This window comes from Anaeropeptidivorans aminofermentans (assembly GCF_940670685.1).
In the GTDB taxonomy this organism is placed as follows: domain Bacteria; phylum Bacillota; class Clostridia; order Lachnospirales; family UBA5962; genus Anaeropeptidivorans; species Anaeropeptidivorans aminofermentans.
In genome coordinates this window covers 3,283,557-3,307,374 of the sequence record NZ_OW711693.1, presented here as the reverse complement: position 1 = coordinate 3,307,374, position 23,818 = coordinate 3,283,557, and the positions used below count along the sequence as shown (strand labels likewise).

At 36.8% G+C, this 23,818-nt stretch carries 25 protein-coding genes; 22 read left to right on the top strand and 3 right to left on the bottom strand.

Translation table 11 applies throughout. The annotated features are described in order from the left end of the window. Nucleotides 1-19: 19 nt before the first annotated feature. The 5 genes from NBX03_RS14045 to NBX03_RS14030 all read left to right on the top strand — a co-directional run bounded on the left by NBX03_RS14045 (nucleotide 20) and on the right by NBX03_RS14030 (nucleotide 4,044). Entirely contained in the window at nucleotides 20-337 is a 318-nt protein-coding gene (locus NBX03_RS14045; RefSeq protein WP_250228403.1) for a hypothetical protein, read from the top strand. A gap of 347 nt (nucleotides 338-684) precedes the next feature. Next, complete coding sequence (locus tag NBX03_RS14040) at nucleotides 685-1,038, top strand: putative DNA binding domain-containing protein (protein ID WP_250228402.1); 354 nt, start codon at nucleotides 685-687, stop codon at nucleotides 1,036-1,038. Next, nucleotides 1,019-1,438, top strand: coding sequence for an ATP-binding protein (locus NBX03_RS16240; RefSeq protein ID WP_408628546.1), 420 nt, complete (start codon nucleotides 1,019-1,021; stop codon nucleotides 1,436-1,438). The genes NBX03_RS14040 and NBX03_RS16240 overlap by 20 nt, the downstream gene beginning before the upstream one ends. A gap of 90 nt (nucleotides 1,439-1,528) precedes the next feature. Further along, nucleotides 1,529-1,750 carry a hypothetical protein gene (locus NBX03_RS14035; RefSeq protein WP_250228401.1) on the top strand — a complete coding sequence of 74 codons (222 nt, stop codon included), beginning with the start codon at nucleotides 1,529-1,531 and terminating at the stop codon, nucleotides 1,748-1,750. 1,433 nt (nucleotides 1,751-3,183) lie between these two features. Beyond that, nucleotides 3,184-4,044: a radical SAM/SPASM domain-containing protein gene (locus NBX03_RS14030; RefSeq protein WP_250228400.1), complete on the top strand. Its 861-nt coding sequence runs from the start codon at nucleotides 3,184-3,186 to the stop codon at nucleotides 4,042-4,044. Between the two features lie 2,030 nt (nucleotides 4,045-6,074). Here NBX03_RS14030 and NBX03_RS14025 read toward each other — a convergent pair. Further along, nucleotides 6,075-6,830 carry a GntR family transcriptional regulator gene (locus NBX03_RS14025; protein WP_250228399.1) on the bottom strand — a complete coding sequence of 252 codons (756 nt, stop codon included), beginning with the start codon at nucleotides 6,828-6,830 and terminating at the stop codon, nucleotides 6,075-6,077. 246 nt (nucleotides 6,831-7,076) lie between these two features. Here NBX03_RS14025 and NBX03_RS14020 point away from each other — a divergent pair, with 246 nt between their 5' ends. The 8 genes from NBX03_RS14020 (at nucleotide 7,077) to NBX03_RS13990 (ending at nucleotide 14,805) form a co-directional block, all read left to right on the top strand. After that, on the top strand, nucleotides 7,077-8,159 hold the full coding sequence (locus NBX03_RS14020) for an SIS domain-containing protein (RefSeq protein ID WP_250228398.1): 1,083 nt from the start codon (nucleotides 7,077-7,079) through the stop codon (nucleotides 8,157-8,159). 57 nt (nucleotides 8,160-8,216) lie between these two features. Beyond that, entirely contained in the window at nucleotides 8,217-8,699 is a 483-nt protein-coding gene (locus NBX03_RS14015; protein ID WP_250228397.1) for a PTS sugar transporter subunit IIB, read from the top strand. A 133-nt stretch (nucleotides 8,700-8,832) separates the two neighbouring features. Next, nucleotides 8,833-9,570, top strand: a complete 738-nt coding sequence (locus NBX03_RS14010) for a PTS mannose/fructose/sorbose/N-acetylgalactosamine transporter subunit IIC (protein WP_250228396.1) — start codon at nucleotides 8,833-8,835, stop codon at nucleotides 9,568-9,570. An 11-nt stretch (nucleotides 9,571-9,581) separates the two neighbouring features. Next, nucleotides 9,582-10,412 (top strand): PTS system mannose/fructose/sorbose family transporter subunit IID, encoded by an 831-nt coding sequence (locus tag NBX03_RS14005; RefSeq protein ID WP_250228395.1) that lies wholly within the window; start codon nucleotides 9,582-9,584, stop codon nucleotides 10,410-10,412. Nucleotides 10,413-10,915: 503 nt separating this feature from the next. After that, entirely contained in the window at nucleotides 10,916-11,764 is an 849-nt protein-coding gene (fba, locus tag NBX03_RS14000; protein WP_250228394.1) for a class II fructose-1,6-bisphosphate aldolase, read from the top strand. Nucleotides 11,765-11,799: 35 nt separating this feature from the next. Continuing rightward, entirely contained in the window at nucleotides 11,800-12,210 is a 411-nt protein-coding gene (locus tag NBX03_RS13995) for a PTS sugar transporter subunit IIA (RefSeq protein ID WP_250228393.1), read from the top strand. Nucleotides 12,211-12,360: 150 nt separating this feature from the next. Further along, nucleotides 12,361-12,489: a hypothetical protein gene (locus tag NBX03_RS15890; RefSeq protein WP_267134858.1), complete on the top strand. Its 129-nt coding sequence runs from the start codon at nucleotides 12,361-12,363 to the stop codon at nucleotides 12,487-12,489. Between the two features lie 1,956 nt (nucleotides 12,490-14,445). Further along, nucleotides 14,446-14,805 carry a cupin domain-containing protein gene (locus NBX03_RS13990; protein WP_250228392.1) on the top strand — a complete coding sequence of 120 codons (360 nt, stop codon included), beginning with the start codon at nucleotides 14,446-14,448 and terminating at the stop codon, nucleotides 14,803-14,805. A 914-nt stretch (nucleotides 14,806-15,719) separates the two neighbouring features. Here the strand turns inward: NBX03_RS13990 and NBX03_RS13985 are convergent. Next, a complete protein-coding gene (locus NBX03_RS13985) occupies nucleotides 15,720-17,339 on the bottom strand; it encodes an amidohydrolase (protein ID WP_250228391.1) in 1,620 nt (539 codons plus the stop codon). Between the two features lie 652 nt (nucleotides 17,340-17,991). On the opposite strand from NBX03_RS13985, the gene NBX03_RS13980 reads away from it, so the two are divergent. The 6 genes from NBX03_RS13980 (at nucleotide 17,992) to NBX03_RS13955 (ending at nucleotide 22,151) form a co-directional block, all read left to right on the top strand. Continuing rightward, nucleotides 17,992-19,590, top strand: coding sequence for a structural protein (locus NBX03_RS13980; RefSeq protein WP_250228390.1), 1,599 nt, complete (start codon nucleotides 17,992-17,994; stop codon nucleotides 19,588-19,590). Between the two features lie 26 nt (nucleotides 19,591-19,616). Beyond that, nucleotides 19,617-19,946, top strand: coding sequence for a hypothetical protein (locus tag NBX03_RS13975; protein WP_250228389.1), 330 nt, complete (start codon nucleotides 19,617-19,619; stop codon nucleotides 19,944-19,946). 306 nt (nucleotides 19,947-20,252) lie between these two features. After that, entirely contained in the window at nucleotides 20,253-20,789 is a 537-nt protein-coding gene (locus NBX03_RS13970) for a polymorphic toxin type 50 domain-containing protein (protein ID WP_250228388.1), read from the top strand. Nucleotides 20,790-20,804: 15 nt separating this feature from the next. Next, the gene (locus NBX03_RS13965; RefSeq protein WP_250228379.1) at nucleotides 20,805-21,110 is read left to right on the top strand and encodes a hypothetical protein; all 306 of its coding nucleotides are present in this window, start codon (nucleotides 20,805-20,807) and stop codon (nucleotides 21,108-21,110) included. A gap of 253 nt (nucleotides 21,111-21,363) precedes the next feature. After that, complete coding sequence (locus NBX03_RS13960; protein ID WP_250228387.1) at nucleotides 21,364-21,522, top strand: hypothetical protein; 159 nt, start codon at nucleotides 21,364-21,366, stop codon at nucleotides 21,520-21,522. A gap of 281 nt (nucleotides 21,523-21,803) precedes the next feature. Next, nucleotides 21,804-22,151, top strand: coding sequence for a DUF7674 family protein (locus tag NBX03_RS13955; protein WP_250228375.1), 348 nt, complete (start codon nucleotides 21,804-21,806; stop codon nucleotides 22,149-22,151). A gap of 56 nt (nucleotides 22,152-22,207) precedes the next feature. Here NBX03_RS13955 and NBX03_RS16235 read toward each other — a convergent pair whose 3' ends face one another. Continuing rightward, complete coding sequence (locus tag NBX03_RS16235; protein WP_408628545.1) at nucleotides 22,208-22,384, bottom strand: DUF6809 family protein; 177 nt, start codon at nucleotides 22,382-22,384, stop codon at nucleotides 22,208-22,210. 66 nt (nucleotides 22,385-22,450) lie between these two features. On the opposite strand from NBX03_RS16235, the gene NBX03_RS13950 reads away from it, so the two are divergent. From NBX03_RS13950 to NBX03_RS13940, 3 genes are all read left to right on the top strand, one after another. Further along, nucleotides 22,451-22,594, top strand: coding sequence for a hypothetical protein (locus tag NBX03_RS13950; protein WP_250228386.1), 144 nt, complete (start codon nucleotides 22,451-22,453; stop codon nucleotides 22,592-22,594). A gap of 113 nt (nucleotides 22,595-22,707) precedes the next feature. Next, nucleotides 22,708-23,247, top strand: coding sequence for a ribonuclease domain-containing protein (locus tag NBX03_RS13945; protein WP_250228385.1), 540 nt, complete (start codon nucleotides 22,708-22,710; stop codon nucleotides 23,245-23,247). 11 nt (nucleotides 23,248-23,258) lie between these two features. After that, nucleotides 23,259-23,663: a barstar family protein gene (locus NBX03_RS13940; protein WP_250228384.1), complete on the top strand. Its 405-nt coding sequence runs from the start codon at nucleotides 23,259-23,261 to the stop codon at nucleotides 23,661-23,663. The last annotated feature ends 155 nt before the right edge of the window (nucleotides 23,664-23,818 follow it).

Sequence of the window (23,818 nt, the reverse complement as noted above, 5' to 3'; positions counted from 1 at the left end):
ATAAAGAAGGAGGATTTTAATGTTAAACGAGGAACCTTTTATTGAATTTGTAATGAAACAAGCAGAAAAGAACGGCAAAATATTCATAATTGATTCAGGTGAGGGTAATGATTATATTGACACAGACACAGGTTGGTATGTAGAGGATTTGAGCGGCTGGTATATTAATACGAATGATAAAAATACGCTGCTAAAAGCTATAGAAAATGGAACGGCTTATAATGATTTTTCAGATTCATATGTATTCCCAAATGGTCAAAATCAAACGAAGGAAATCTTGAGATCGTATTCAGAAAATATTGAGCCAGCAAAAGATTATTTTGCGCAACTTAAGTAATGATTGTGGCAAAAATAAGGGACAATATCTTTTTGTTGTAAGCTATCATACATATTTGTTTGATTTCTATCACTTTTTGTGTTGAATTAGTGTTATAAAGTGATATTAACTGTTACAAAGAGTGATACCATGGACTTATATAAAAGCGAATCAGTTATCTGTTGGATTAAAAGAAGTATATATATCTGATTTAAAGAAAGAGATTGTTGCCTTTGCTAATACAAATGGCGGCACAATATATATATAGGATTTTGAGATGACGGTAAAGTAATCGGTGTTGGCAAAGCTGGTTTTGTAACGCATCAATATCAAATTCTCTAAGAGACAGTATTCGCACTGATTTATCTATGTTTGTAAACATTGAAGTAGTAAAAGACGATGGAAAAAGTATTATCAAAATAACAAGCCAAGGCACTAAAAAGCCTTATTATTTATCTGAGAAGAGGCTAAAAGTCTCAGGCATATACATTCGAAACGGAACAACCTCTGCCCCTGTCTCTGAAGATGCCATTCGCATGATGATAAAAGACACAGACGGGGATACCTTTGAAAGTAACCGCTCTTTAATTCGAGAACTTACTTTTCATGCATTAAAAGGAGAGATGGCAAAGCGAAACTTAGAGTTCAGCCCTGTTCAGATGAAGAATATAGGGATTCTTTCTTCCAACAATATATACAAATATGGCTTTATTAGTATCTGATCAGTGTAAGCGTTCTATTAAATTTGCCATTTTCCAAGGCACGGATAAACTGGTATTTAAAGACGGAAGAGAATTAACCGGTTCTTTATTCACCCAGGTTAATGCGGCCTATAAAACTATTTATTTCTATAACAGAACAAAGGCAACCTTTCAAGACTTACTCCGTACAGATGAAAGGACTATCCAGAAGATGACGTTCGTGAGGCATTGCTTAATGCTATCGTTCACAGAGACTGGCAGAAGTACCTTTATTAATCTCTATTCTGACAGGCTGGAATTTATTTCTTTAGGCGGTTTAATTCTGGGCTTATCCTTAGAAACGGCAATGCTCGGTGCATCACAACCGAGAAATGAAAAACTGGCAAATATATTTTATCATGTAAAATTAATTGAAGCATAGGTCACAGGCTTAGGTAAAATCATAAGTTCTTATAAAGGCCATTCTTTACAGCCCAAATTTGAAACTGTAGAAGGCGCCTTCAGGGTTACTTTGCCAAACATCCATGCACAAATAGTATCCTCTGTGGAAGCAAAATACTTACCTATATTGAATTTATTTGACAAAAAGAAAGAAATCACACGTTCTGATGTTGAAGAGGCTTTAGGCATTGGCACTACTTATGCAATCAACTTGTTAAAAGAAATGCAGGAAAAAGATTTGATTTATAAAATTGGCATTGGCAAAAAAACAAGATATGCCGTTAAGAGCTGAAAATTTTTTCTTTAAAACTAAGGACTATTTAAGTTAAGTTTTATGATAAATTATATAGGGTATATGTAGGATACTTTTATTTTAAAAAATAATTTCAGTAGCGAGGCCGTGTAAAAAAATGCAAAAAAATAATTATTATAATTCTTCTTTTTATTTGTTTGATATTTAGCGTATTTGCATTAAAAACGGCTTATTTCCTAGATCTGATAGGCATTAATCAGCATCACCAGGCCCCTACAAATATGCCTTAAAAAATAGCTATTTGCACTTTGACTCCTGCATTCGATGGTTCGAATCCATCCAGCCCAGCTTTCACAAATAACGTAAACTCAAGGCTTTTTATAGACCTTGAGTTTTTTATTTTGTCTTTTTGTTGATTTTTGAGGGGTTTGCCACGATATTGCCACGGTTTTAGGTTGGCATTACCTTTTCTTTGTGTTTTGATATGATTTATTGATAAAAATTGTCCTAAATGGAATTAATATTATTAAGCATGCCGCTTGTAAATGCTTTCTAAAAGGAATATGAGCTGTAATTATATCCTTTTTTAGTTTGTCAAAAGTACATTTTTCTTAGTATATAATTATATATTCCAAATACCCAAATTAAAATAAGAAGGTATTTCTGCTTCTTTTGGTATGAGGGTGGAAAATCTTTCGATGAATAAGTATAATAAAAGAAAAGTATGTCAGATATGAGCGTAAACAGAAATTTTAAAGTTATAATGGCACAAGATAGGGAGAAACTACATAGCTATTTGTGGCTTATTATAGCAATAATGAGAAGTGTCGTTATCATTAATTTTTAGGGATAGTAAATGACAAAAGAGCAACGTATAATAATATCTGTAATTGCATTTATATTGATTTCTAACAAAAATGTCTCAAGCATATATTCATATGAAGAAAAAATGTAAATGTTTCTGGTGAGGTAAATCAAAATGGTGTTAATGTTTATGACTATAATAAAAAATGTTATGTAACTGGTTCCTATTATCGCAAAATCAATACTCTTTGTATAATTATGGTCTGAAAAAACATATTGATTTAAAAATAAGCAATAATTCTTTTCGGGTTATGATTATGGAAGCAAAAAACATTATGAGGGTAAAATAAATAGAAATTCTGTTTCTTTGTACGACTATGAAACAAAAAAGGCCATGACTTTTCTATCTAAGATTATATCATGATAGAACTCCAAGTTACTGTTTAAAATGAAATTGTCTATAAATAAACATTAATTCAGCTAAAATAATATCAGGGAACCCCTTTTATTTACGCACAGAGTTACGGCTAAGAGTAATGTTTATTGGCTTTTTCTTTTGTTCAAACAATGAGTTTAGTGCTTTGAAACCTCTTAGTTTTTAAAAATTGTCTGAGGACACTACAAGGATATATTTTAATTATACAAAATCAGCAAAGGTGAACAAACTTATGAAAAAATTTTCTCGTATCTACATTGAAATTACGAATATGTGTAATTTGTCATGCAGTTTTTGCATTGGCAACGTTCGTGCACCACGATTTATGAGTATTGACGAGTTCTCATATATAATTCGGCAAGCAAAGCCGTATACGAACCACATCTATCTGCACGTACTGGGAGAGCCTCTGATACATCCGCAATTGGAAACATTTTTAAGTGCGGCACATCACTTCGGCATGAGTGTAAACATTACCACAAACGGTACATTGCTTGCAAAAACACAGAAAGTACTGCTGGATGCACCTGCACTACGAAAGGTAAGCATATCATTACACAGCATGGAGCCTGATAGCACATATCACAAAGAGGAGTATCTGCGAGATGTGGCATCGTTTGTTACAGCGGCAACAGACAAAGGAATTTTTTGTGAACTGAGGCTGTGGAATCTAGGTGTAAACGACATTGATAATGAGGCTATTTTCGCCCCCTTATGCCGTCTTTTAGGATTAAACAATGCTGCACAGGAAGCAGCACGAATTAAAATCTGTGAAAGCGGTAATACAATGCTGGCACCGCAACTTTTTCTTGGAAAGGCGGCTCGTTTTACGTGGCCGAGCATGACTGAACCTCCCACGGAGCAGCCCATATTCTGCCATGGGCTGCGTAATCAGGTAGCCGTACTGAGCAATGGCACTGTCGTGCCTTGTTGTTTGGATAGCAGAGGCGATATTGCACTGGGCAGCATTTTTCAAACGCCACTTGCTCAAATACTGTCTGGTGAACGTGCACAGGCACTTTATAAAGGTTTTTCGGCACGCCAACCCAGCGAGGAGCTTTGCCGCCGATGTGGGTATGCAAAACGCTTTTAAGGAAACATATAATAACGAGCGACCGGTCTATTGTCATGGCAACCATAAAGAACTCCTTTATGCCTTTTACAGAAAGCATGGGTTTGAGATTCTTGAATACAATGGGTCTAAAGATGTATACTATAGAAAAGTTATTAAAAGATTATAGCTCTGATAATTTTTCCAGATAAAGGTAAACCTGCCCTAGAAAATTGTACAGCTTAATGGGGAAGTAAAGAATATGGGATAGCTATAGAAGAAACACTCAACGCAAAGTCTAAAAAACTGATCTAGCTGGTAGTACCGTACGGACGCAGTGATGAGTGCAGGCGGCTGCTGAAGATGCTATCATTAATTACCAGACTTCATAGTTAGTAAAATCCCAAACTTTGTGTAAAGTCAAAAAGGTGCAAATAGAACAATAAAATTATGTGGTGTAAGTCCGGAAAAAAGCTTACCCCCCTTAGCTACATATTAGTGGAAAACCATAGGTATCCGTGCTACCGGCTCATGAGGTAACAATTCAAACAGTTCTTTTCGCTTTGCTCGACATTCTAGTGTGATTTTTCTTGCCATTATAACAACCCCGAGTTTTCTTCACATTTTTTGAATAAAGTCCTTCGTTTTAACTTATATTCCCGTTCAAAAAGCCTTTGAAAGCTTTGCAAAAAAGCATAAACATGTAGGCCATACTACTGCTTACTTTATGTATACAATACCTATATTTAAAAGAATACACTTAAGGCACTAACAGAAGCAATAACAGCGGAAGCAGTGAGAAATCTGTTGAAGCTGCCAGGAGAAGCCTAAAGCAGCCGTTCAGTTTTCTTCAATTGATTATGGATTTGAGAAAAATACATGTTTGGGGATTTTAACACTCATTCCAATAATGACACGCCACGTCAGGAAATTGATACATTTGAAGATATTAACTATGACCAGGTAGTAAATTTGCTTCAGAAGGAAGGAAATTATAGCCGGATTATGGTGCCGCAACAGCAGGCCTTAAAAATGAATATGCAAAAGAATACGGTATTGACACCATTTATATATATGACTTTGTTTTCGATAATACACAAGATGGCTCTGCTTTTATCCATATGACTTAATATACTATACCAATAAAAATAGACATTGCAGCCACCCACCTCTTGTTGATAGGATATAAACTACAAGAGCCGGTAAAATTATGTTGAGAGTATAGGGTAAGCAAAAAAGTTTGAGGAAGAAATAAAATCTCTAAAAATAAGGGCACAGTCATCGGGAAACTTGTGAAAAGCTTGGTTATAGCAAAGTACAGATAAAAGAATGCTTTCAAAAGGAACGTCGCAAGGAGCAAGATGCTTTGGGATTTATGTACAGTAGCTAAGAGTACAAAAATACCTTCGAACAGGCCTAAGTAGAACTATAAGCGCCTATAAAGGCTTTCACTTGCAACCAATATTTGAAAATGTGGAAGGGGCTTTTAGATTTATTTTGCCCAATATCTATGCACAAACAATATCGCTAAAGAAGAAAATTAATAGTTATAATAATTTTTCCTTTGATTTATCGGATATTTAAAGAATACGCACAAACAATAATTTATTCCCAGGGTGAGAGGCATTTCTTTACTCAACATAGCATTTCTTCGGGTATTTCAGCGTAAAAACTCAAAATATTTGATTAAAGAGCTAAAGAGAATTTCTAATTATAGTGGCGGCGTACTAATTCGAACTAAATCTGATGACATGGCAATGGCGGTAGCATATGTTTTAAGAGACAGTGTGGATTTCTAAGTGATGATTTAACAAAACTTATGCTTCATTACTGTTTTCAAATAGATTTTTGCAATCTAAACTCTGGTGACGAAAACCTTTTAAAGAAATAAATGGCATAAAAAGCAGCAATTCACTTAAGCTTAGGTGAATTGCTGCTTTTTATGTTTATTATACCAATACCTATACGATACTCATAGCGTAAAGAGGCATTTACACCACACGGTAAATTTATGTACCTTTTATTGTGGGAAACACTTATATCAGCGGTTCAAAAATATACTTTATACAGTTTTATTTATATTTTTCCTGTTCATTTTGCTCTTGAACTTCAGATAGTTCCGTACTCACTTCAATATTATAGGTATATTTAGAGCCTATATAATAGGTGTCAACATATTCATAAGGGATGTCATATTGGTTAAATGTTATATGATGGTTTCTGAAAAGGGCAGTATGGTGTTCTATTTCCAGAAGTTTCATTTGCGCCTCGGTGGGAGAGCAGGCGCTGAGCTGATAAATAGCCCTTCTATGATGAATATTCATGTCCTGCAGCATCTTGTCCTGAGAATAAGAAAGCGCTGAAAAGTCAATTTCGGGAACAGCCTGTGCAGATAAATAAGAATAGCTGATAGCTATGGGAATATTATCTCCAGTACGTAATCGAATAAAATAATGCAAAAAATCGGATTCTGCGAGCCGCAATGCGGATGCGACTTCCGGCTCGTCTTTTGCACTTATATAGTCATATTTTAACAATCGTGACCCTGGTTTTATGCCTACACTTTCCAAGTCTTTTGTAAAGCTTGTATGGCGGCGCATACTTTTTTGAACAAAAGGCCCTATAACAAAAGAGCCTTTTCCGCGCTTTCTATCAATATAACCATCATTTGCAAGGCTTTGTAAAGCTTTATTCACAGTTTGTCTACTCACTTTAAATTTTTCACACAGCTGCACTTCTGTTTCAATCTGGTGGCCTACAGGGTAACTTCCGGACATGATACGCTTTTTTATATAGGATTGAATCTCCTCATGCTTCGCTTGTTTCATTGCATAACCTCTTTCTTCAATTAGCAGTGTAATTTTATTTGTAAAATATAACAATGCCATGATAAGTAGCTATATTATACACTATTTTCAATTAAATCAATACATACTAAATTTTAATTGTGCACAAAAGCAATGAATTTATTTATACATATAAACCAAAATATATTTACATTATAATTTATAATTGAATAAAATGTAAAGACAATATATAATTAGTACATACTTTTATCGGAAGGGATGAATATTATGAAAACATTCAAAGGGGATATGCATGAGTATATCCATGAGTCTTCAGCAGTTATTCGCAAAGTAATCGAGAATAGAAAGGAAGCCGTCAAAGGGTTTGTAGATTACTTTGACCCTGAAAAATGCAATACAATTCATATTACCGGGGCAGGCACCAGTTGCTATTCAGGTCATTCAGCCAGAAGAATGATGGAAAAGCTGTTAAGAAAAAAGGTAATTGTCCATTATCCAATACGCTTTCTTGACAGCGAGATGTTTTTTGATGAAGGTAATATACTAATTGCAATCTCAGCAACTGGCGGTAGCGTATCCACAATAAAAGCGGTAGATAAGGCAAAAAGGGACGGATTCTATACGCTGGCGGCTACCAATGCCAGGGATTCCGAAATCGCAAAGTACGCCGATGATATTTTATTCCTTGATTATGGTATTGAAGATGTCAGCCCGAAATCAAAAAGCTATATTACGGAAATGACGATATTGATGCTCTGTGCTATTGAAGCCGCCAGAAAATGGGGATACATAACAGAAGAAGAATATGAAGAAAAAATAGCTCAGATGTTAAAAACGGCAGACAATCTAACCCCCATTGCTGAAGCCGCGGACGCTTGGTATGACCTCCAGTCCGAGGAAATGAAGCAGGCAGAGCGTATGCTGGTAATTGGTTATGACGATAACTTTGGCAATATACAGGAAGGCGCATTAAAAATACTTGAGAACGGAAGGTTCGGAGTATTCTGGTATGAGTTGGAAGAATTCATGCACGGAATATATCATTCCATTAATCCGGATTGTTATATGGTATATGTAATGAGCCAAGGGCCTTATGCTGAGCGTATATTAAAACTTAAAGATTACTGCAGTGAGAAAACGGAACATAACTTTGTTATTGGCAATAAGAAAAGCGGCATAAAAGATAAAAAAGCCTTTTTATACGATTTCGTTGATGATGCTGATTTTTATACAATGGAGTATATCGTACCGCTTCAAATTTTATCTTATCGTATTGCAAAGGATAAGGGTATCAATCCCAATGTACCGAGCGACCCTGCATTCCATCAAAAAATGAGCAGTAAGGTATGATAGCCTAAGCATTTTATGAAATATAGGTATAAATATTTAAGGAGGGAGGAAAAGGCAGTGATAAAATTATTAAGAATTGATCACCGTTTGATTCATGGGCAGGTCGCAGTATTTTGGGTTTCCCACACGCTGGCGGATACTATTGTGGTAGCATCGGATAAATATGCAAATGATCAGCTGATGCACATGACATTAAACCTCGGTAAGCCTAAAAATACAGTTTTGGTTATCCTATCGACTTCCGATACGATTTCTTATTTAAATGACGCCCAGAATGCACGGAAAAGTATTTTGCTGGTAACCGGCACGACAGCGGAAGCATTGAAGCTGGCAAAGAACTGTGACATTACCGACGTTAATCTCGGCGCAATGCCGTCGGCAGACGGAAGGAAAAAGATTGGCATGCAGTTTTTTCTAAATGAGGCCGAAATGGAAGACATTAAATCAATTCACAGCCTTGGAAAAAATATTTATCTGCAAGCGACAACATCCGATAAGAAATTACTCTATAACGACATTTTATCAATATGGAATAAATAAAAGGCATAACGGCTTGTTTTATAAAATATAAACTGGACAAGCCCCAGCATGATTTTATTTTTTCTGTTTTCTTACTGTAGTGTTCGGCGGCCATTTTAAAATGGCAGATAGACTATAGAAAGCGGTGAATTCTATGTTTTTAGTTCAGTGTATTTTAGTTTCGATATTGGCAGGACTTCTTCGCTGGGACGGGCGTATATTCGGCCAAAATCTTTTGCATGAACCCGTTGTAGCGGGAGTTTTAGTAGGGTTGATATTTGGAGACCCGCAATCTGGATTGATTATGGGCGCAACGTTGCAATTAGTATTTCTCGGAATCGTGGGCATTGGCGCCTCAACACCGCCAGATGCACTGATTGGCGGCGTTATAGGAGTGGTCCTTTCAATTAAAAGCGGTTTAGGTGTAGAGCAGGTTATGGCGCTGGCGATGCCAATGGCCATACTCGGCCAGGCATTAGGTATATTGAGCCGCGTTATTAATGCGCAATTTAATCATATGGCTGAGAGATATGCTAGGGAAGGCGATACAAAAGGCTGTGACAGAACCATGTGGTATGGTGCCTGGGTATTCTTTGTTTTAACGGCCGTTCCTGTATTTCTGGGCTGTTATTTCGGGTCTGATTTAGTTCAGAGTATTATCGAATATATCCCGCAGTTTATATTGGATGGATTAACCCGCTCCAGTTCATTACTGCCGGCCCTTGGTATGGCACTGCTTATGAGCTTCCTTTTTGACAAATCAACTGCCCCTTATCTATTTTTAGGGTTCCTGCTGTCTGCATTTATGGGGCTGTCGACCCTTGGCATAACTATATTGGCAGTGATTATTGTTTATGTCCAGTATCTGAATAAAAAGTCCGCAAATGCATAGGAGGGACAATTATGTCTGAAATAATGGATAAAAAGCTATTTCGCTCTACTTTCTGGCGCTCCCTGGCGTTGCAGGGATGTTTCAATTATGAAAGGCAGCAGGCTGTAGGATTTTTATACGGAATGGTTCCCGCACTTAAAAAAATATACCATGACGACCCTGAAGGGCTGAAGGAGGCGCTGCTGCGCCATACAGAGTTCTTTAATACCTCTCCCCAGTTTGTAACATTTATCACAGGGGCTGTTATTGCGCTGGAAGAACAAAAACATGAAAATTCGGACTTTGACGCATCCGCCATAACAGGTATTAAAACAGCCCTTATCGGGCCGCTTGCAGGCATCGGAGATTCGCTTTTCTTTGGAACCCTTCGCACCATCGGCCTTGGGCTTGGTGTTGCATTAGCCCTTGAAGGCAACTTTCTTGGCCCTATTATATTCCTATTAGTACATAATATCCCTCATTTTATCATTCGCTGGAAGGGGTTGGATATTGGCTATAAGCAGGGTGTACAGTTTTTGTCAAATGCCATGTCCGGCGGAGCCATTGAAGAAGTAACCAGTGGCGCAAGGCTTATTGGTACAACGGTGGTTGGCGCCATGATTGCAAGTATGATAAATTTTACGACTTCTATCACACTCAATTTTGGCCAGACTCATTTTGAAGTTCAATCCTTATTTGATAGTTTGATGCCGAAGCTTTTGCCTCTTGGCTTGGCCTTTGGTGTGTACGCCTTAATGAAAAAAGGGATCAGCACAACGAAACTGATGTTTTATTTATTGCTTTTCGGCATCATCATCGTATTGATTGAAGGGCTGCCCTTTTTCTTACCGATAGCATCATAGCATTAAAGGAATGAGTCAAAATATAGCCTGTTTTGACTCATTCCTTACTTTATAAACAAAGATATTGGAAAAATTCTTCTCTCTATCTTTTGCCGGGCAGTAAAAGTGACAATAACAATCACAGTAAATTCGCCATTGATAAAGTATATTCTATGAATATCCAATCGAAAGCAATGCAGTAATGCGAGAGTCGTCGTGCCAAAACTCAGCCGGCGGAAAGGGCCTCAATGTCGGCAGAAGTTTAAAATGCGGCGAGTAGGTGCAGAGCAGGGTTTATCGGCGGGTTTAACGGGAGATATCTGAAATTACTCCTGAATGAGAATGGAATCCATTATAGATTTAGAACTATACGGGGTAAAGCGAGATGCTGTATTAATAAATATGCAGTTGCCATTGCAGCAGCCAGTGCACTTTTCACAAAAACTGGTAATTTTGATAATGCCGTTTATGAAAATCTTATTAAAAATGAAAAGATATATAGATTATAGAAATGAGGGTTTGCTATGCCGCTTGTGACAACAAAAAAAATATTGCTGGACGCTCAGAAAGGTAAATATGCCATCGGAGCGTTTAATGTGGAGAATATGGAAATGATACAGGCAGTAGTGGCTGCCGCGGAAGAACTTCAGTCGCCTGTTATATTACAGACAACGCCGACCACAATAAAGTATGGGAGCCTGGAATATTATTATGCCAATGCAAGAACGGCAGCCGAAAAGGCAAGCGTTCCCATAGCTATTCATTTAGACCATGGAAACAGTTTCGAACTTGCCATGCAGGCGTTTAGAGCAGGATATACTTCTATTATGATTGACGGCTCTTATGAAGTGTTTGATAAGAATATTGCTGTTACCAAAGCGGTGGCGGAGGCCTGTCATTCATCGGGTATTCCGGTTGAGGCTGAACTTGGCAAGGTAGGCGGTAAAGAAGATGACTTGGACGGCGGCGGAGCCCGCTATACAGACCCGCAAGAGGCAAAGCTGTTTGTTGAAAAAACAGGTGTTGACTTTCTTGCAGTGGCCATAGGAACCGCCCACGGTATTTATAAAGGGGTTCCCAAATTGGATTTGGAACGCCTAAGTGAAATTCAAAAAGTGGTTACCATACCCCTTGTGCTTCATGGAACTTCAGGCGTTCCTGATGATACGGTTAGAGAGTGTATTCACCGGGGAATCTGCAAAGTGAATTATGCTACCGATTTAAGGATTGCCTTTTCAAAAGGTGTTAGTGAGGTCCTTAGGGAAGTACCTGATACCATTGACCCCAAAAAATACAGCTCAAAGGGCAGAGAAGAAGTTAAGAAATATGTCATGAATAAAATTGAGGTTTGCGGAAGCGCCGGCAAAGCTTAATCACCAATGTATTAAATCATTTTGGAGGATAAAGTATGAATAAAATCATTTTGGCGTCTCACAGCAACCTTGCCAAAGGCATGTATGACACCTTAAAATTTTTTGATGCTGCTATTGATGAGCGGGTTTTTTACATATGCGCTTATGAGGATGGCTTGGATTTTGAGCAGGTTTTAACAGAAAAAATCAGCGCCATTAATGAGAAGGATATTTTAATCTTTACAGATATTATGGGAGGCAGCGTGAATCAAGCTGCAGTAAAGCTGTCCCAAATCTACCCTGTCCATGTTGTGGCCGGCATGAACCTTCCGCTAATTTTATCAATAATTTTCTCCGGCAAAATAATACATGAGGACAATATTGAGGAGCACATCAGCTTAAGCAAAGAGCAGATTCTATATATGAACGGATATATGAAAAGCATGATGGAGCCTGATAAGTTCTAGGTATTTACGATAAACAGGCTATATCTAAAGTGCTTTGAAAGGAGCTAACCATTATGGGAATTAAAGCCGTTCTGTTTGATATAGAGGATTGTTGCCGGATATGGAAAGCCTGCAAGTACATTGCGAAAAAGAATGGCGGAACAATATAATATGGATTTTGACTTTCAGATTATGGTACCTGCCGCAATCTGCTTTTCCAAAGACGCCGAAAATTATACATATGAGATATACAGTAATGATTTTCCGCTGTGGAACTATTTATGCAATCAGATAGGTTAAGGAAGCAGAAAACCGATTTTAGTGTAAGGCACAAAAAGATGCAAGAAGAAAAAATATTATTAAGAAATTAACCCGCTGCTTTCTCTATACGATTATATACAATACATAAATATAATCATGCTGTAAAATCATTTGGCTGCTACTAGATAGATTTATTTATAATGAATATTACGCATCAGCTATATTTTTAACAGTAAAATGAATCATATAGTAGAGTTATACCCTTCAGTTCAATATAAACTGCATTTTTCTAAGAACAATAATTAATGATGTAAATAAACAGAACCTAAGCCGACTAAGAGATTTAGGTTCTGTTTGTTTCTCATTTATAATAAACCTTAAAAAATTATTAAACCACATGCAGGAAATGGTGATAGATAGAGGTTTGAGTATGAATGAAACCTTAATCAGCATTACCCGAAAACAGAGAGTTAAGACCCTGCTGTGGCGGATTTTATCCCGCCATTACAGAGGGGTATTTTTATCTGCGGACGGAGCATAACTGGCTATGGTATTAAGACGCTTAATATATTAAAAGAGCAAATAAAATATTATTTGTTTTGCCATGATTTTATCAAGCTAAGATGCCTTAAGCGATTTTTATAAATTTATGCTGTTTTTAGAATTGACACCCAAGGACCTTGAAAATACGCAGGTTTTAGTATCATACCGTATTTATATTCTAATGAGGAAGACTACATATAAGTTACTTATCTTATTAGCGCTTTGACTGCTGCATTCGATGGCTCAAATCCATCCATCCCAGCTTTCACAAATGAAGTAAACTCAAGGTTTTTAAGAGGCCTTGAGTTTTTTGTTTTTATTGGATTTTGAGATATGAGTTTAGAAAAATTACCCGCTTCAACAACACAATCATTTGTTTTGCCAGGGAGTATATGAAATAAATTTGGGATAATAAATCAGTACGGCGGAATATCAATACATTTTAAATCGGGGCCAAGTTTCAATTATTGGTCAGAGCAAATTAGCAAATATGTACCAAAGTGAGTAAATGTAGGTATATAATGAAAAGTATAAGTGCCTGGTTATGAATTTTATATTTTTGAAAGTGATTTTGGAGATGGGCCGTTGTTTGAGTATTGTGAGGTTTGTTCTTGGTGCTGCTAATAACAAAGCAGATATGCTCATAGGAACTGGCAAAATAACACGAAACAAGGCAAAGTGAAATTTTCAAATATATAGGGCTTCAAAATCTGAATATAAGGAATGGTTTAGAAAACTGTATAAAGATAACTGTCTGACAATAATTAACGTAAATACATAAAATCCGATAGATAGGAGTTTTGTGGGTTTGTTGAATTAATATTGTTTTCCATAACTTCAATAGAGAATTTCATATCCAGATAAAAATAAACTACAAAATTAATTGCTTATTTTCAAGAGAAAGAGAGGCGAGTGTAAAATATTATAATGAAGATTTATACTTAGACTATGTAATGGAGAAGCAAGCAAAAAATAATAAGTTCTTTTTATTAGATTTAGGAGAATAGAATCATTGACTCTAAAACAGAATGATATATTAAAGCTTCAAGTGACTGGCTTATTAATACTAATGAAAAAGATAAAAAGTGATATGGTTGTTGCTTTTTATACAGGATTTATTGAAGAAAAGGATATGGTAGCAAAGGCTGCCTTCAAAAATATCCTTAACTTTCCGATAAGCTAATAGAGGGTCTTTTAGGTTCAGACATTTTAATTATAAATTGATGGCACTGAAATTCCAGCGGTGGGGACATATACCAAAGGCCAATATTATGCAGATAGAAGTGTTTTCGCTGTTGAGAATAGTTGTAATTTGAAAATGCTGCTTTTACAAGAAAGCAGTAAAAAATTTCATTGCCAACGCTTATCCTGTTTGATTTGCAGAAATGATGGGCTTACCCTGTAGGTGGCGGCAAAAATATAAAAAAGAAAATGACACAGGAGGTGCAGAAAATGGATAAAATTAATTTGGCAGAAAAATTTCAGCTTATTAATGAATACTGGAGCCCCAAGATTATCGGAGAACTCAATGATTCTTATGTAAAGATTGCTAAGTTTAAGGGCGAATTTACTTGGCATACTCACTATAATGAAGATGAGATGTTCTATGTAGTAAAAGGTATATTAACAGTAAAATTCAAAGATAAAGATATATGTTTGCAGGAGGGGGAAAGCATTATTATTCCAAAAGGAATTGAGCATATGCCAGTTGCCCCTGAAGAAGTTCATGTTCTTTTAATTGAACCCAAAAGTACATTAAATACTGGAAATATTGTAAATGATAAGACGGTTGAGAAACTTGAAAGAATATGATAAAGAAATCAATACTTCCGCAGTAAAAAGATGCACACTGAAATTAACTTAGATATGCAATGAAGCCTGCTTGCCTCAATTCTTTGCAGTACGAGAACAGAACCGTTCAACAGAAATAAAAAACCACTGCTTTAGCAGAAAAACTGTTACAGGTCTAAACAGAACAAAGTCAGCCCAAAGAGGTTTTAAAAATAACAATCAAAGGTGCTGTTTTTCTTTTTCAAAAATGCATTTGCAGAGAGTGCATTAAGGTTAATTTTATGGCCGTAACTTTCCAGAAGACCATCAGCCGTTAGTTTGTATGCTGAGATGTTACTTATTAAGAATGGCCAGCAATTTTATTCCCTGCTGAAGGAATCTCTATAGTAAATTTAAAGTTAAACAGTAGCAAGGCCGTATATCGCTTGAATTTATATGAAAGAGCAGCAGTGTCAATTTGCTTTTCTCTTATTTTATGTCCCTTAAAACTACATATTTATAAAGGTATAAAAACAGATTGACTATACCCAGTCTCATAAATGCGTTTTAGAAGAAATATAATAAATGGCCTTTTATGGAACTGTCTTTATTTGATTTTATATATTGAAAGCCTTATGATTTATTGCAGTATAAAGGCAATTTCACTATGTTTCCGAAGGAAAGTCATGGTTTTATATGGAGCGAACTTAGAAAAGGATATAGGTGCAAGCCCGTACCCTTTTTTAAGTGAGTGTATTCTTATTGTTATCAAACTTGTTTTTGTTTGATAGCAATGAGTCTGCTTGGAATAGGCTTTTGCTATTTCTTCATAATAAATTTACCATATGCCCTTGAATTTCCGGTGAAAATTCAATACAAAGCTGAAGCAGTATGCTTTGACAAAAAGAATCGCCCAAGTTCACATATGTGAACTTGGGCAATTCTTGAAAAACACACTATAGTTTATATACCTGCTTGTTACCGACAATAGTTTCCAATACCGTTATATCCTTTATTTTTATAGGATTACATTCAAGAGGGTTCTCATTCAGTATAACAAAATCCGCCTGTTTGCCTGACTCTATGGAGCCTTTGATAGTTTCTTCATGATATTGATATGCACCATATATTGTATAAGACTTAAGGGCCTCAAGTGGGCTGATTCGCTGCTCTTGCCCAAGGATACGCCCTTCTGCCGTGACTCTGTTTACAGCGCACCATATGCAGAATAACGGGTCCTGAGGGAAAACAGGGGCATCAGTATGTATTGTTGTGGGAATGCACATGGTAATCGCTTCGTGATAGGGGTTCATCCGTTCCGCCCGTTCCGGCCCTAAATAAGTATCATAATGCCTGTCGCCATAATAGTAAATATGGGGGCCGAAAAATGTTATGGCAATGCCTAGGCGCTTTACACGCTCCAATTGATCGGGCCGAATTGTCTGAGCATGAACCAGCGTGAACCGTCCATCGGTTATATTACATCTTTGTATGGCCGCCTCATAGGCGTCCAGTACATCGTCTATTGCGGCATCACCGTTGCAATGGCATTGAACAGCAAAGCCGTTTTCTGCGGCCTCTATTACATTAGCAGCAAGTGTTTCCTTCTCCAACCATGGATAGCCTCGTTCGCCGTTTTTGTTATTATGGTAAGGTTTTGTCAGATAAGCGGTTCCGTTTTGAATAGAGCCGTCCTGCATCATTTTCATACAGCCGAAGATAACCTGTTTATTATAATTATATTGCTTTGCCCTACGGCAGGTTTCTTTTACGGACATACCGGAATGAGGGCATGTAACATTGACTACGATTCTTGTGAATAGTTGATTTTGTTCGGCGGCTTCCAATGCCAGTTCCAATGTTTCGAAAGTGGTTCCGCCGTCATTGGCTGTCGTAACACCTGCTTTAGCGTATTGATAGGTAACATTGCTGATATCTTCTTTTGTGGGAGAAGGCTGCTTTAGCCCTGCGGCATTGGTAAAATATTTTATGGCGGCTTCCTCAATAATGCCGTTTGGCGTTGCAGTTCCGGCATATCTGCCAAACACGCCGCCGTCTGGGTCGGCTGTGCTTTCGGATACGTTCGATTTTTCAAGGGCATAGCTGTTTACATATGCCACATGGGAGGAGGCCTCCAGCACAAAAACAGGGTGCTTTGTGCTGACTTTATCTAAATCGTCTCGTGTAAGGGGACGATTTTCCGCCATGCTGATGTCTCTAAATCTCAAGCCTAAAACCCAATGGCCTTCAGGCGTACTATCCGCTTTTTCTTTCAGAAGCCCAATACAGTCACTGATGGACTTTATATTATCATTACCAAAGGCTGACAAATCAACATAATGTCTGTTTGCCGCCTGGCTCAGCAAATGGCTGTGAGAATCGTAAAAGCCGGGCAGCATTGTTTTACCGCCTAAATCAATAATCTCCGTATTTCGGCTGATATATCGCTCCATTTCGTTAAAACTGCCCACGGCAATAATTGTGTCATCTGTTACAGCCACGGCCTCTGCAATGGTATTATTCTCATCTAATGTAATTATATTGCCGTTTTTATATACAGTTGAAGCCTTTTCCATATTACTCCCCCTCATCTTTATCTGCAATACGCCTTATTATAGAGATATTCTATTTATATAGTAGCACAATTGAATACAATGTTACAGCTTGAATTGCACAATCATTTTCTGCTTTGTGCAGTTGCATAAGTATATATTATTACTAAAAGCAGGAGCAAACATAGAAAACAATACAGATGCGGTTTAAATGTGCGCTGTGTACTTAGGGTATACTTGGCTTTATGTGTTGATGAGCTTTGTTCATGAAAATTATATTTAAGATAATTAAAGAGTTTGTTCAATATATAATGAACATTTGTTAAAAAAGGGATACAGGCTTCTGCGTGTATCCTTTTTTAGATACAGCCTAGTTTGAGAAGCATAAAATATTTCCGCTAAATAGCTAAAATATAATTCTCCTCCTTAAATCATGAGACTTTTATAGACCCATTTCAAATTAGTTTATAGAAAAGATAGTTCGATATTATGAAAAATCAGACCGTAGATAAGCTTTAAGAATCGAGGGCTTATTGTTTATTCGGTTATACAATATCTACTTATCTTTATTCCGTCAAAGCTATTTAAAAAAGTCTTGTCAATCTTTTAATCCAACGCCCCGGTCTGTTGGAATAAAAGCAGATTCATTGTATAATTTAAAGGAGGGAATCACTATTTGCGTGATATTGGAGATGCGCTACGCATAGAGGCCTTAAGTGTAAAGAAAAACATAAATTATGCCGTAAAGAATTATTATGATACTTCTTCAAAAGCTGGGAAAGAATATGAGCTTTTGCTGCTGAACGAAAAAATAAACGGCTATATAGAAGATTTTTATGTTTTTGCACTGGAAAAGGCTGCAATAAACGACGCTGATTTTAAGGACTATGGAAAAATCAGCATGAGAAGCCTGCAGAAGGATATTACAGAAGCAATAACCAAGTATTCAGGAAAAAATTACAGCCTTGACGGAATTTTAAATTGGGTTAACCGGATATTCGATAAGGGAACGGAAAGCTTTATAAACAAAGTTCAGGACAAGGTTCAGGAAAAGGAAATAAAAGCCGCTTTATATTTGGCAAGCCTTAAAGGCTATGAAAACTACCTGTTCAGCACTGCGCCTTCCGGAGCATGCAAAAAATGTCAGGCGCTCAACGGAAGCATTTTACGTATAAGCGGCGCCGAAACGGGAATAAACCTGCCCCCTATGCACCCCAATTGCAAATGCGATATTATCACGGGAAACGACAGTTTCTTAGCAGAAGAAAGCCAAAAAATAGTCAAGGGGGCTTTGGTCTCACAGGATAAAAACAGCAAGGCCAAAGAACCTCTTCTAAGCAAAAAAGAGCTTATCGGTTTTCTGAAAGAGATGCTGCCGGCGGAAGACTTATTCTTCTTCTATAATCCTACGGAAACCTATATAAGCAAAGAAGAAATAAGAAAGGAATTAAAAGAAGCCCCCGAATATACGGAAGAACTCTACAGAAGATATGCAGACAAGCTTATAGTGGAGCAGATGTTTGAGAAAGAGCCCCTTACGGATGCGGCAGTTCAGAAAATGGACTTTCTTTTGAACTATGATATGTTTAAAATACTGCCTGATATAGAGGAGAGGCTTGCCGTATACGATATTTTAGAATCCCATGATGAATGGAGCAAAGTAAATTTCGGACCCTACGAAAAGAAGCTGAGCAGTAAGGATAAAGGATGGATTATCGCCGCCTATAATACAATCCGAATGGGAACTTCCGTAGGAGATATTATTACAGGCCTAACGGTGGAAGGCTTATCAAGCGTTACAAATTACTTTGCGGCAAAAAGCAGCAATGCATTCAATGCTCTTCAAAAAATGGAAGAAGTCGATAAATATTTTAAAGAAGAATTTCTTCAAGGTGCTCAATATAGCAAAGAGATAAAAGAGTTCTATGTAAGTAATAATAAGGCTCTGGAAGCGGCGAATGCAATTGGGATTAGAGATGGTAAAGGCACTGAGGGCGCGGGGAAGCTTAATAACATGACTCCAAGTGAATTAAACAAGCTTACACCTGATCAAATCAAGAAAGCGTTACCTGATGGTTGGACTTACAGTGGCAGTCCCGATGGTAGATTTACACATATAAAGGATAGTAGTGGAAATTATCGAATTAGGATTGATCCAGCAGATAAAGTTACTACATATCCACATATGCATATTTTTGATGATGTCGGTAATGCACTTGACATTAACGGAAACATAGTTCCAGCTAATAGTATTGATGCACATATACCAAGATAGAATTTAGAAAGACGAGGTGTTTATTTATGCATGATTTAGAGAAGAAATTGATAGAAATTGGAGCCATTGATACTGCGATAGAAAGTATTATAATAGACGATTGGTTTGAGAATGTCGTTATTACGTTTGTTGGAAATAGTTCAGATACTGTTGTATGTAAATTTAATAATTGTTTTGAAATTTCCTTAAAACATGACAAAACTTATAGTAAGGGCAAAAGAAACGATGGAGATTTAGATTATAAATACTTCATACAAGATGTGGAAATTCTGGAAGAGGAGGAATTTTTCATTATTCAAATTTCAGCTTGGCCTTTAGGTGGAAAAATCATATGCAAAAAAATTGAAATAGCTTAAGGTCATTGTTTTCAAGCAAGAGAAAAACTCCTTTTAGGAGCGTTTCTCTTGCTTTTATTTCGTCGTCTGTAATACTTCAAGCGATATTTTCATTCCTGAACAGAAACCGTCCACAAAACCGTCTGCTATAGAGACTGAGGATAGCTTGCTGTATACGATATTTTAGAATCTCACAGGGAATGGAGCAAAGTAAATTTCGGACCCTACGAAAAGAAGCTGAGCAGTAAGGATAAAGGCTGGATTATCGCCACCTATAATACAATCCGAATGGGAACTTCCGTAGGAGATATTATTACAGGCCTAACGGTGGAAGGCTTATCAAGCGTTACAAATTACTTTGCGGCAAAAAGCAGCAATGCATTCAATGCTCTTCAAAAAATGGAAGAAGTCGATAAATATTTTAAAGAAGAATTTCTTCAAGGCGCTCAATATAGCAAAGAGATAAAAGAGTTCTATGTAAGTAATAATAAGGCCCTGGAAGGGGCGAATGCAATTGGGATTAGAGATGGTAAGGGGCCTGAGGGCACGGGGAGTAAGGCAAATCCAAACGGTATTAAAGTCAATAAAGGGCAACAAGACAAACATATACCCGGAACAAATAATTATAATCAAGAAGTTGCCAAAGGAAAACCTAGAAGTATATTATCAGAAAATCCACAACAATTACTTGATGATTATGCGGGAACAGGGCAACTAGTCGGGGCTACTAAAGAACGCATAGATTTTGGAAAGATGATAGGTCAATATTATGATGAAGCCACCGGAACTTACACAGATACAACGAAAGGTATAATACACTATGATAGCAAGGGTCAGGCTCATATTGTTCCGGCAAGGCCATAAATGGAGGTTAAAGACATGGACGAACTAATAAAAGCTATAAATAAGTACCCAAATGGGACAAAGCTTATTATCAAATGGCAAAATAATTTAGAAATAGAGGGTGAAATTGATACAATTTTTGAAACAGACAATGGATTGGATATGGATGATGATGATTACCAAGAATTTTATTCTTGCGTATTTGGTGTATCAAATATATTAGGTTCTCCATCCGAGAGGCTAGATTTTGAAGTTGGTAGTTTGATTGAGATATCTATGCAAAATCCACCATTAGAAATTAAATTGTATGATGGTGGTGTAATTTGGAGAGAAGCTAATTAGGCTATAATACAATCCGAATGGGAACTTCCGTAGGAGATATTATTACAGGCCTAACGGTGGAAGGCTTATTAAGCGTTATGAACCATAGCAAAACAATGCATTGGTGTAACAAAAACCGTATATTTTGAATGGCTTAAAATAGTGATTCTATATTTTAAGACGTTTATGAAAAATAGGTTTTTGTTACTACCTTAATCTTGTTTTACTAAACTTTACGGCAAAAAGCAGCAATGCATTCAATGCTCTTCAAAAAATGGAAGAAGTCGATAAATATTTTAAAGAAGAATTCCTTCAAGGCGCTGAATATGGCAAAGAGATAAAAGAGTTCTATGTAAGTAATAATAAGGCCCTGGAAACGGCGAATGCAATCGGGATTAGAGATGGTAAAGGCACTAGGGCACGGGGAGTATAAGAGATAAGCTGTTAAACTCAGCACAAAATGACAAACTAAAGAATGCCATTAATGAAACTTATAGACCAGGTGCTAAAACAGGAGATGGCGGATTAGCAGATGCTGTACGACATGAACTATCTACAGGTGAATTGGTTGGAGGCAAATCACATATACGCAAAGCGATGGAAAGAGTGAGCAATCTTGAAAATATTATCAATAAACAACCTCTCAATCAAAGTGATTTGGATATTGCCACTAAGCTTTTAAATGATTTAAAAAATGCGTTAGGAGGAAATTAATTGAAAAGCGATGATCTTAACAAAAAATTAATAGAACATTTGCCAAAACTTCGTGAAAGATATGATGACGAGATTAGCTGGCAAGAGGGTGATAGTACGGGTTCTCATACTGTATTTGGTGATGTCCTTACGCCTTATCTAGTAGAGTGCATTTTACAAAATGATAGACAAGAAATAACTAATATTTTCAACTTTATTGAAGATTTACTATGTCTCAATGACAAATACGTTGACGAAGTAATATCGCTGAGTGTTTTTGAAAGCACAGCATATCTCTTCAAAGAAAGGACTTATTTGACAGAATTACTTGGTAAACGTTCAAAAAAGATTATAGAGGAAGTTTCATAAATATTTCCAATTATAAAGTGCAATTTGTAAACAAGGGAGATTGCGCTGTATTTACCTTAATTATGTTTTCCCATGACTTCAATAGTAATTCTCATTGCCAAACAGAAACCATCCACCAAGCTATCAGCTATGGCAATTCGGCTCATATTGCCATGGGCATCTGAAAAAGTTTGAAATAATTCTTTCTCTGTGTCATTCAAGAGAGCGAGTAATTTTTCCTCTATTCCGAACACAATTTTGATGTCTTTGCCTCGGAAGAACTCTACAGAAGATATGCGGACAAGCTTATAGTGGAGCAGATGTTTGAGAAAGAGCCCCTTACGGATGCGGCAGTTCAGAAAATGGACTTTCTTTTGAACTATGATATGTTTAAAATACTGCCTGATATAGAGGAGAGGCTTGCTGTATACGATATTTTAGAATCTCACAATGGAGCAAAGTAAATTTCGGACCTTACGAAAAGAAGCTGAGCAGTAAGGATAAAGGCTGGATTATCGCCGCCTATAATACAATCCGAATGGGAACTTCCGTAGGAGATATTATTACAGGCCTAACGGTGGAAGGCTTATCAAGCGTTACAAATTACTTTGCGGCAAAAAGCAGCAATGCATTCAATGCTCTTCAAAAAATGGAAGAAGTCGATAAATATTTTAAAGAAGAATTTCTTCAAGGCGCTGAATATGGCAAAGAGATAAAAGTGTTCTATGTAAGTAATAATAAGGCCCTGGAAGCGGCGAATGCAATCGGGATTAGAGATGGTAAAGGGCCTGAGGGCGCGGGGAACGTAATCAAAAATGGAAGTTATGATGATCTACCTGACAATGCTCAAAAAGCATATAATGGATATGAGAAAAATGGTTGGAAGGGAAATTTTAGCGGGCAAACACAAGGCACAGCTGCTGGATCAAAGTATAATAACTTTGATTCTAAACTCCCAACAACGAATAGCGCAGGGAATCCAATAACTTATAAAGAATTTGATGTAAATAATTATATTCCGGGAGCTACCAGAGATGCACAGAGATTTTTGACTGGAAGTGATGGATCAATTTATTACACAAGTGACCATTACAGCACATTCATAAAAATTAAATAGGAGTTGAATTTATGTTTGAAAACAAGATTTTTCATATCAATCAAGCAGAGATAGTAAAGATAGTTCAAGAGATAAAAAAGAAACCGTTAACATACCTTGTAGAAATAAACGGCGTAGATGTTCAATCCTGGAATGATTATATTTTAAAAATTGAGGAAAAAATGAAATTTCCAACCACTTGTATTGACAGTATCGACAGGTATTTAGATTGGATTCGAGATTTAAGTTGGCTTGACAGCGACGGATATACTTTAATTATTTATAGCTATAGCCAATTTTTATCAAAAGATGCAAGAATAAAGGCAATAGTTATGGATAGCCTTAAAGAAACAGTACTTCCATTTTGGCAAGAGGAAGTAGAGCGGTGTGTTGTGGGAGGGAAATCCAAGCCTTTTAATGTTTATCTTGTTGATTAAATATTTATTCAACAGAAAAAGCCTAAATCTTAGGCTTTTTCTGTATTGTTTAGAATTGTTTCAACATAACATCAATAGCAATTCTCATTCCGGCACAAAAACCCATCCACAAAACCATCAGCTATTGCGATTCGGCTTATGTTGCCGCGAGCATC

Excerpts from the sequence above, each read along its gene's own strand:
- NBX03_RS14045 (WP_250228403.1), top strand. The coding sequence starts at position 20 with ATGTTAAACGAGGAACCTTTTATTGAATTTGTAATGAAACAAGCAGAA.
- NBX03_RS14040 (WP_250228402.1), top strand. The coding sequence starts at position 685 with ATGTTTGTAAACATTGAAGTAGTAAAAGACGATGGAAAAAGTATTATC.
- NBX03_RS16240 (WP_408628546.1), top strand. The coding sequence starts at position 1,019 with ATGGCTTTATTAGTATCTGATCAGTGTAAGCGTTCTATTAAATTTGCC.
- NBX03_RS14030 (WP_250228400.1), top strand. The coding sequence starts at position 3,184 with ATGAAAAAATTTTCTCGTATCTACATTGAAATTACGAATATGTGTAAT.
- NBX03_RS14025 (WP_250228399.1), bottom strand. The coding sequence starts at position 6,830 with ATGAAACAAGCGAAGCATGAGGAGATTCAATCCTATATAAAAAAGCGT.
- NBX03_RS14020 (WP_250228398.1), top strand. The coding sequence starts at position 7,077 with ATGAAAACATTCAAAGGGGATATGCATGAGTATATCCATGAGTCTTCA.
- NBX03_RS14010 (WP_250228396.1), top strand. The coding sequence starts at position 8,833 with ATGTTTTTAGTTCAGTGTATTTTAGTTTCGATATTGGCAGGACTTCTT.
- NBX03_RS14005 (WP_250228395.1), top strand. The coding sequence starts at position 9,582 with ATGTCTGAAATAATGGATAAAAAGCTATTTCGCTCTACTTTCTGGCGC.
- fba (WP_250228394.1), top strand. The coding sequence starts at position 10,916 with ATGCCGCTTGTGACAACAAAAAAAATATTGCTGGACGCTCAGAAAGGT.
- NBX03_RS13995 (WP_250228393.1), top strand. The coding sequence starts at position 11,800 with ATGAATAAAATCATTTTGGCGTCTCACAGCAACCTTGCCAAAGGCATG.
- NBX03_RS15890 (WP_267134858.1), top strand. The coding sequence starts at position 12,361 with ATGGATTTTGACTTTCAGATTATGGTACCTGCCGCAATCTGCTTTTCC.
- NBX03_RS13990 (WP_250228392.1), top strand. The coding sequence starts at position 14,446 with ATGGATAAAATTAATTTGGCAGAAAAATTTCAGCTTATTAATGAATAC.
- NBX03_RS13985 (WP_250228391.1), bottom strand. The coding sequence starts at position 17,339 with ATGGAAAAGGCTTCAACTGTATATAAAAACGGCAATATAATTACATTA.
- NBX03_RS13975 (WP_250228389.1), top strand. The coding sequence starts at position 19,617 with ATGCATGATTTAGAGAAGAAATTGATAGAAATTGGAGCCATTGATACT.
- NBX03_RS13965 (WP_250228379.1), top strand. The coding sequence starts at position 20,805 with ATGGACGAACTAATAAAAGCTATAAATAAGTACCCAAATGGGACAAAG.
- NBX03_RS13960 (WP_250228387.1), top strand. The coding sequence starts at position 21,364 with ATGGAAGAAGTCGATAAATATTTTAAAGAAGAATTCCTTCAAGGCGCT.
- NBX03_RS13950 (WP_250228386.1), top strand. The coding sequence starts at position 22,451 with ATGTTTGAGAAAGAGCCCCTTACGGATGCGGCAGTTCAGAAAATGGAC.
- NBX03_RS13940 (WP_250228384.1), top strand. The coding sequence starts at position 23,259 with ATGTTTGAAAACAAGATTTTTCATATCAATCAAGCAGAGATAGTAAAG.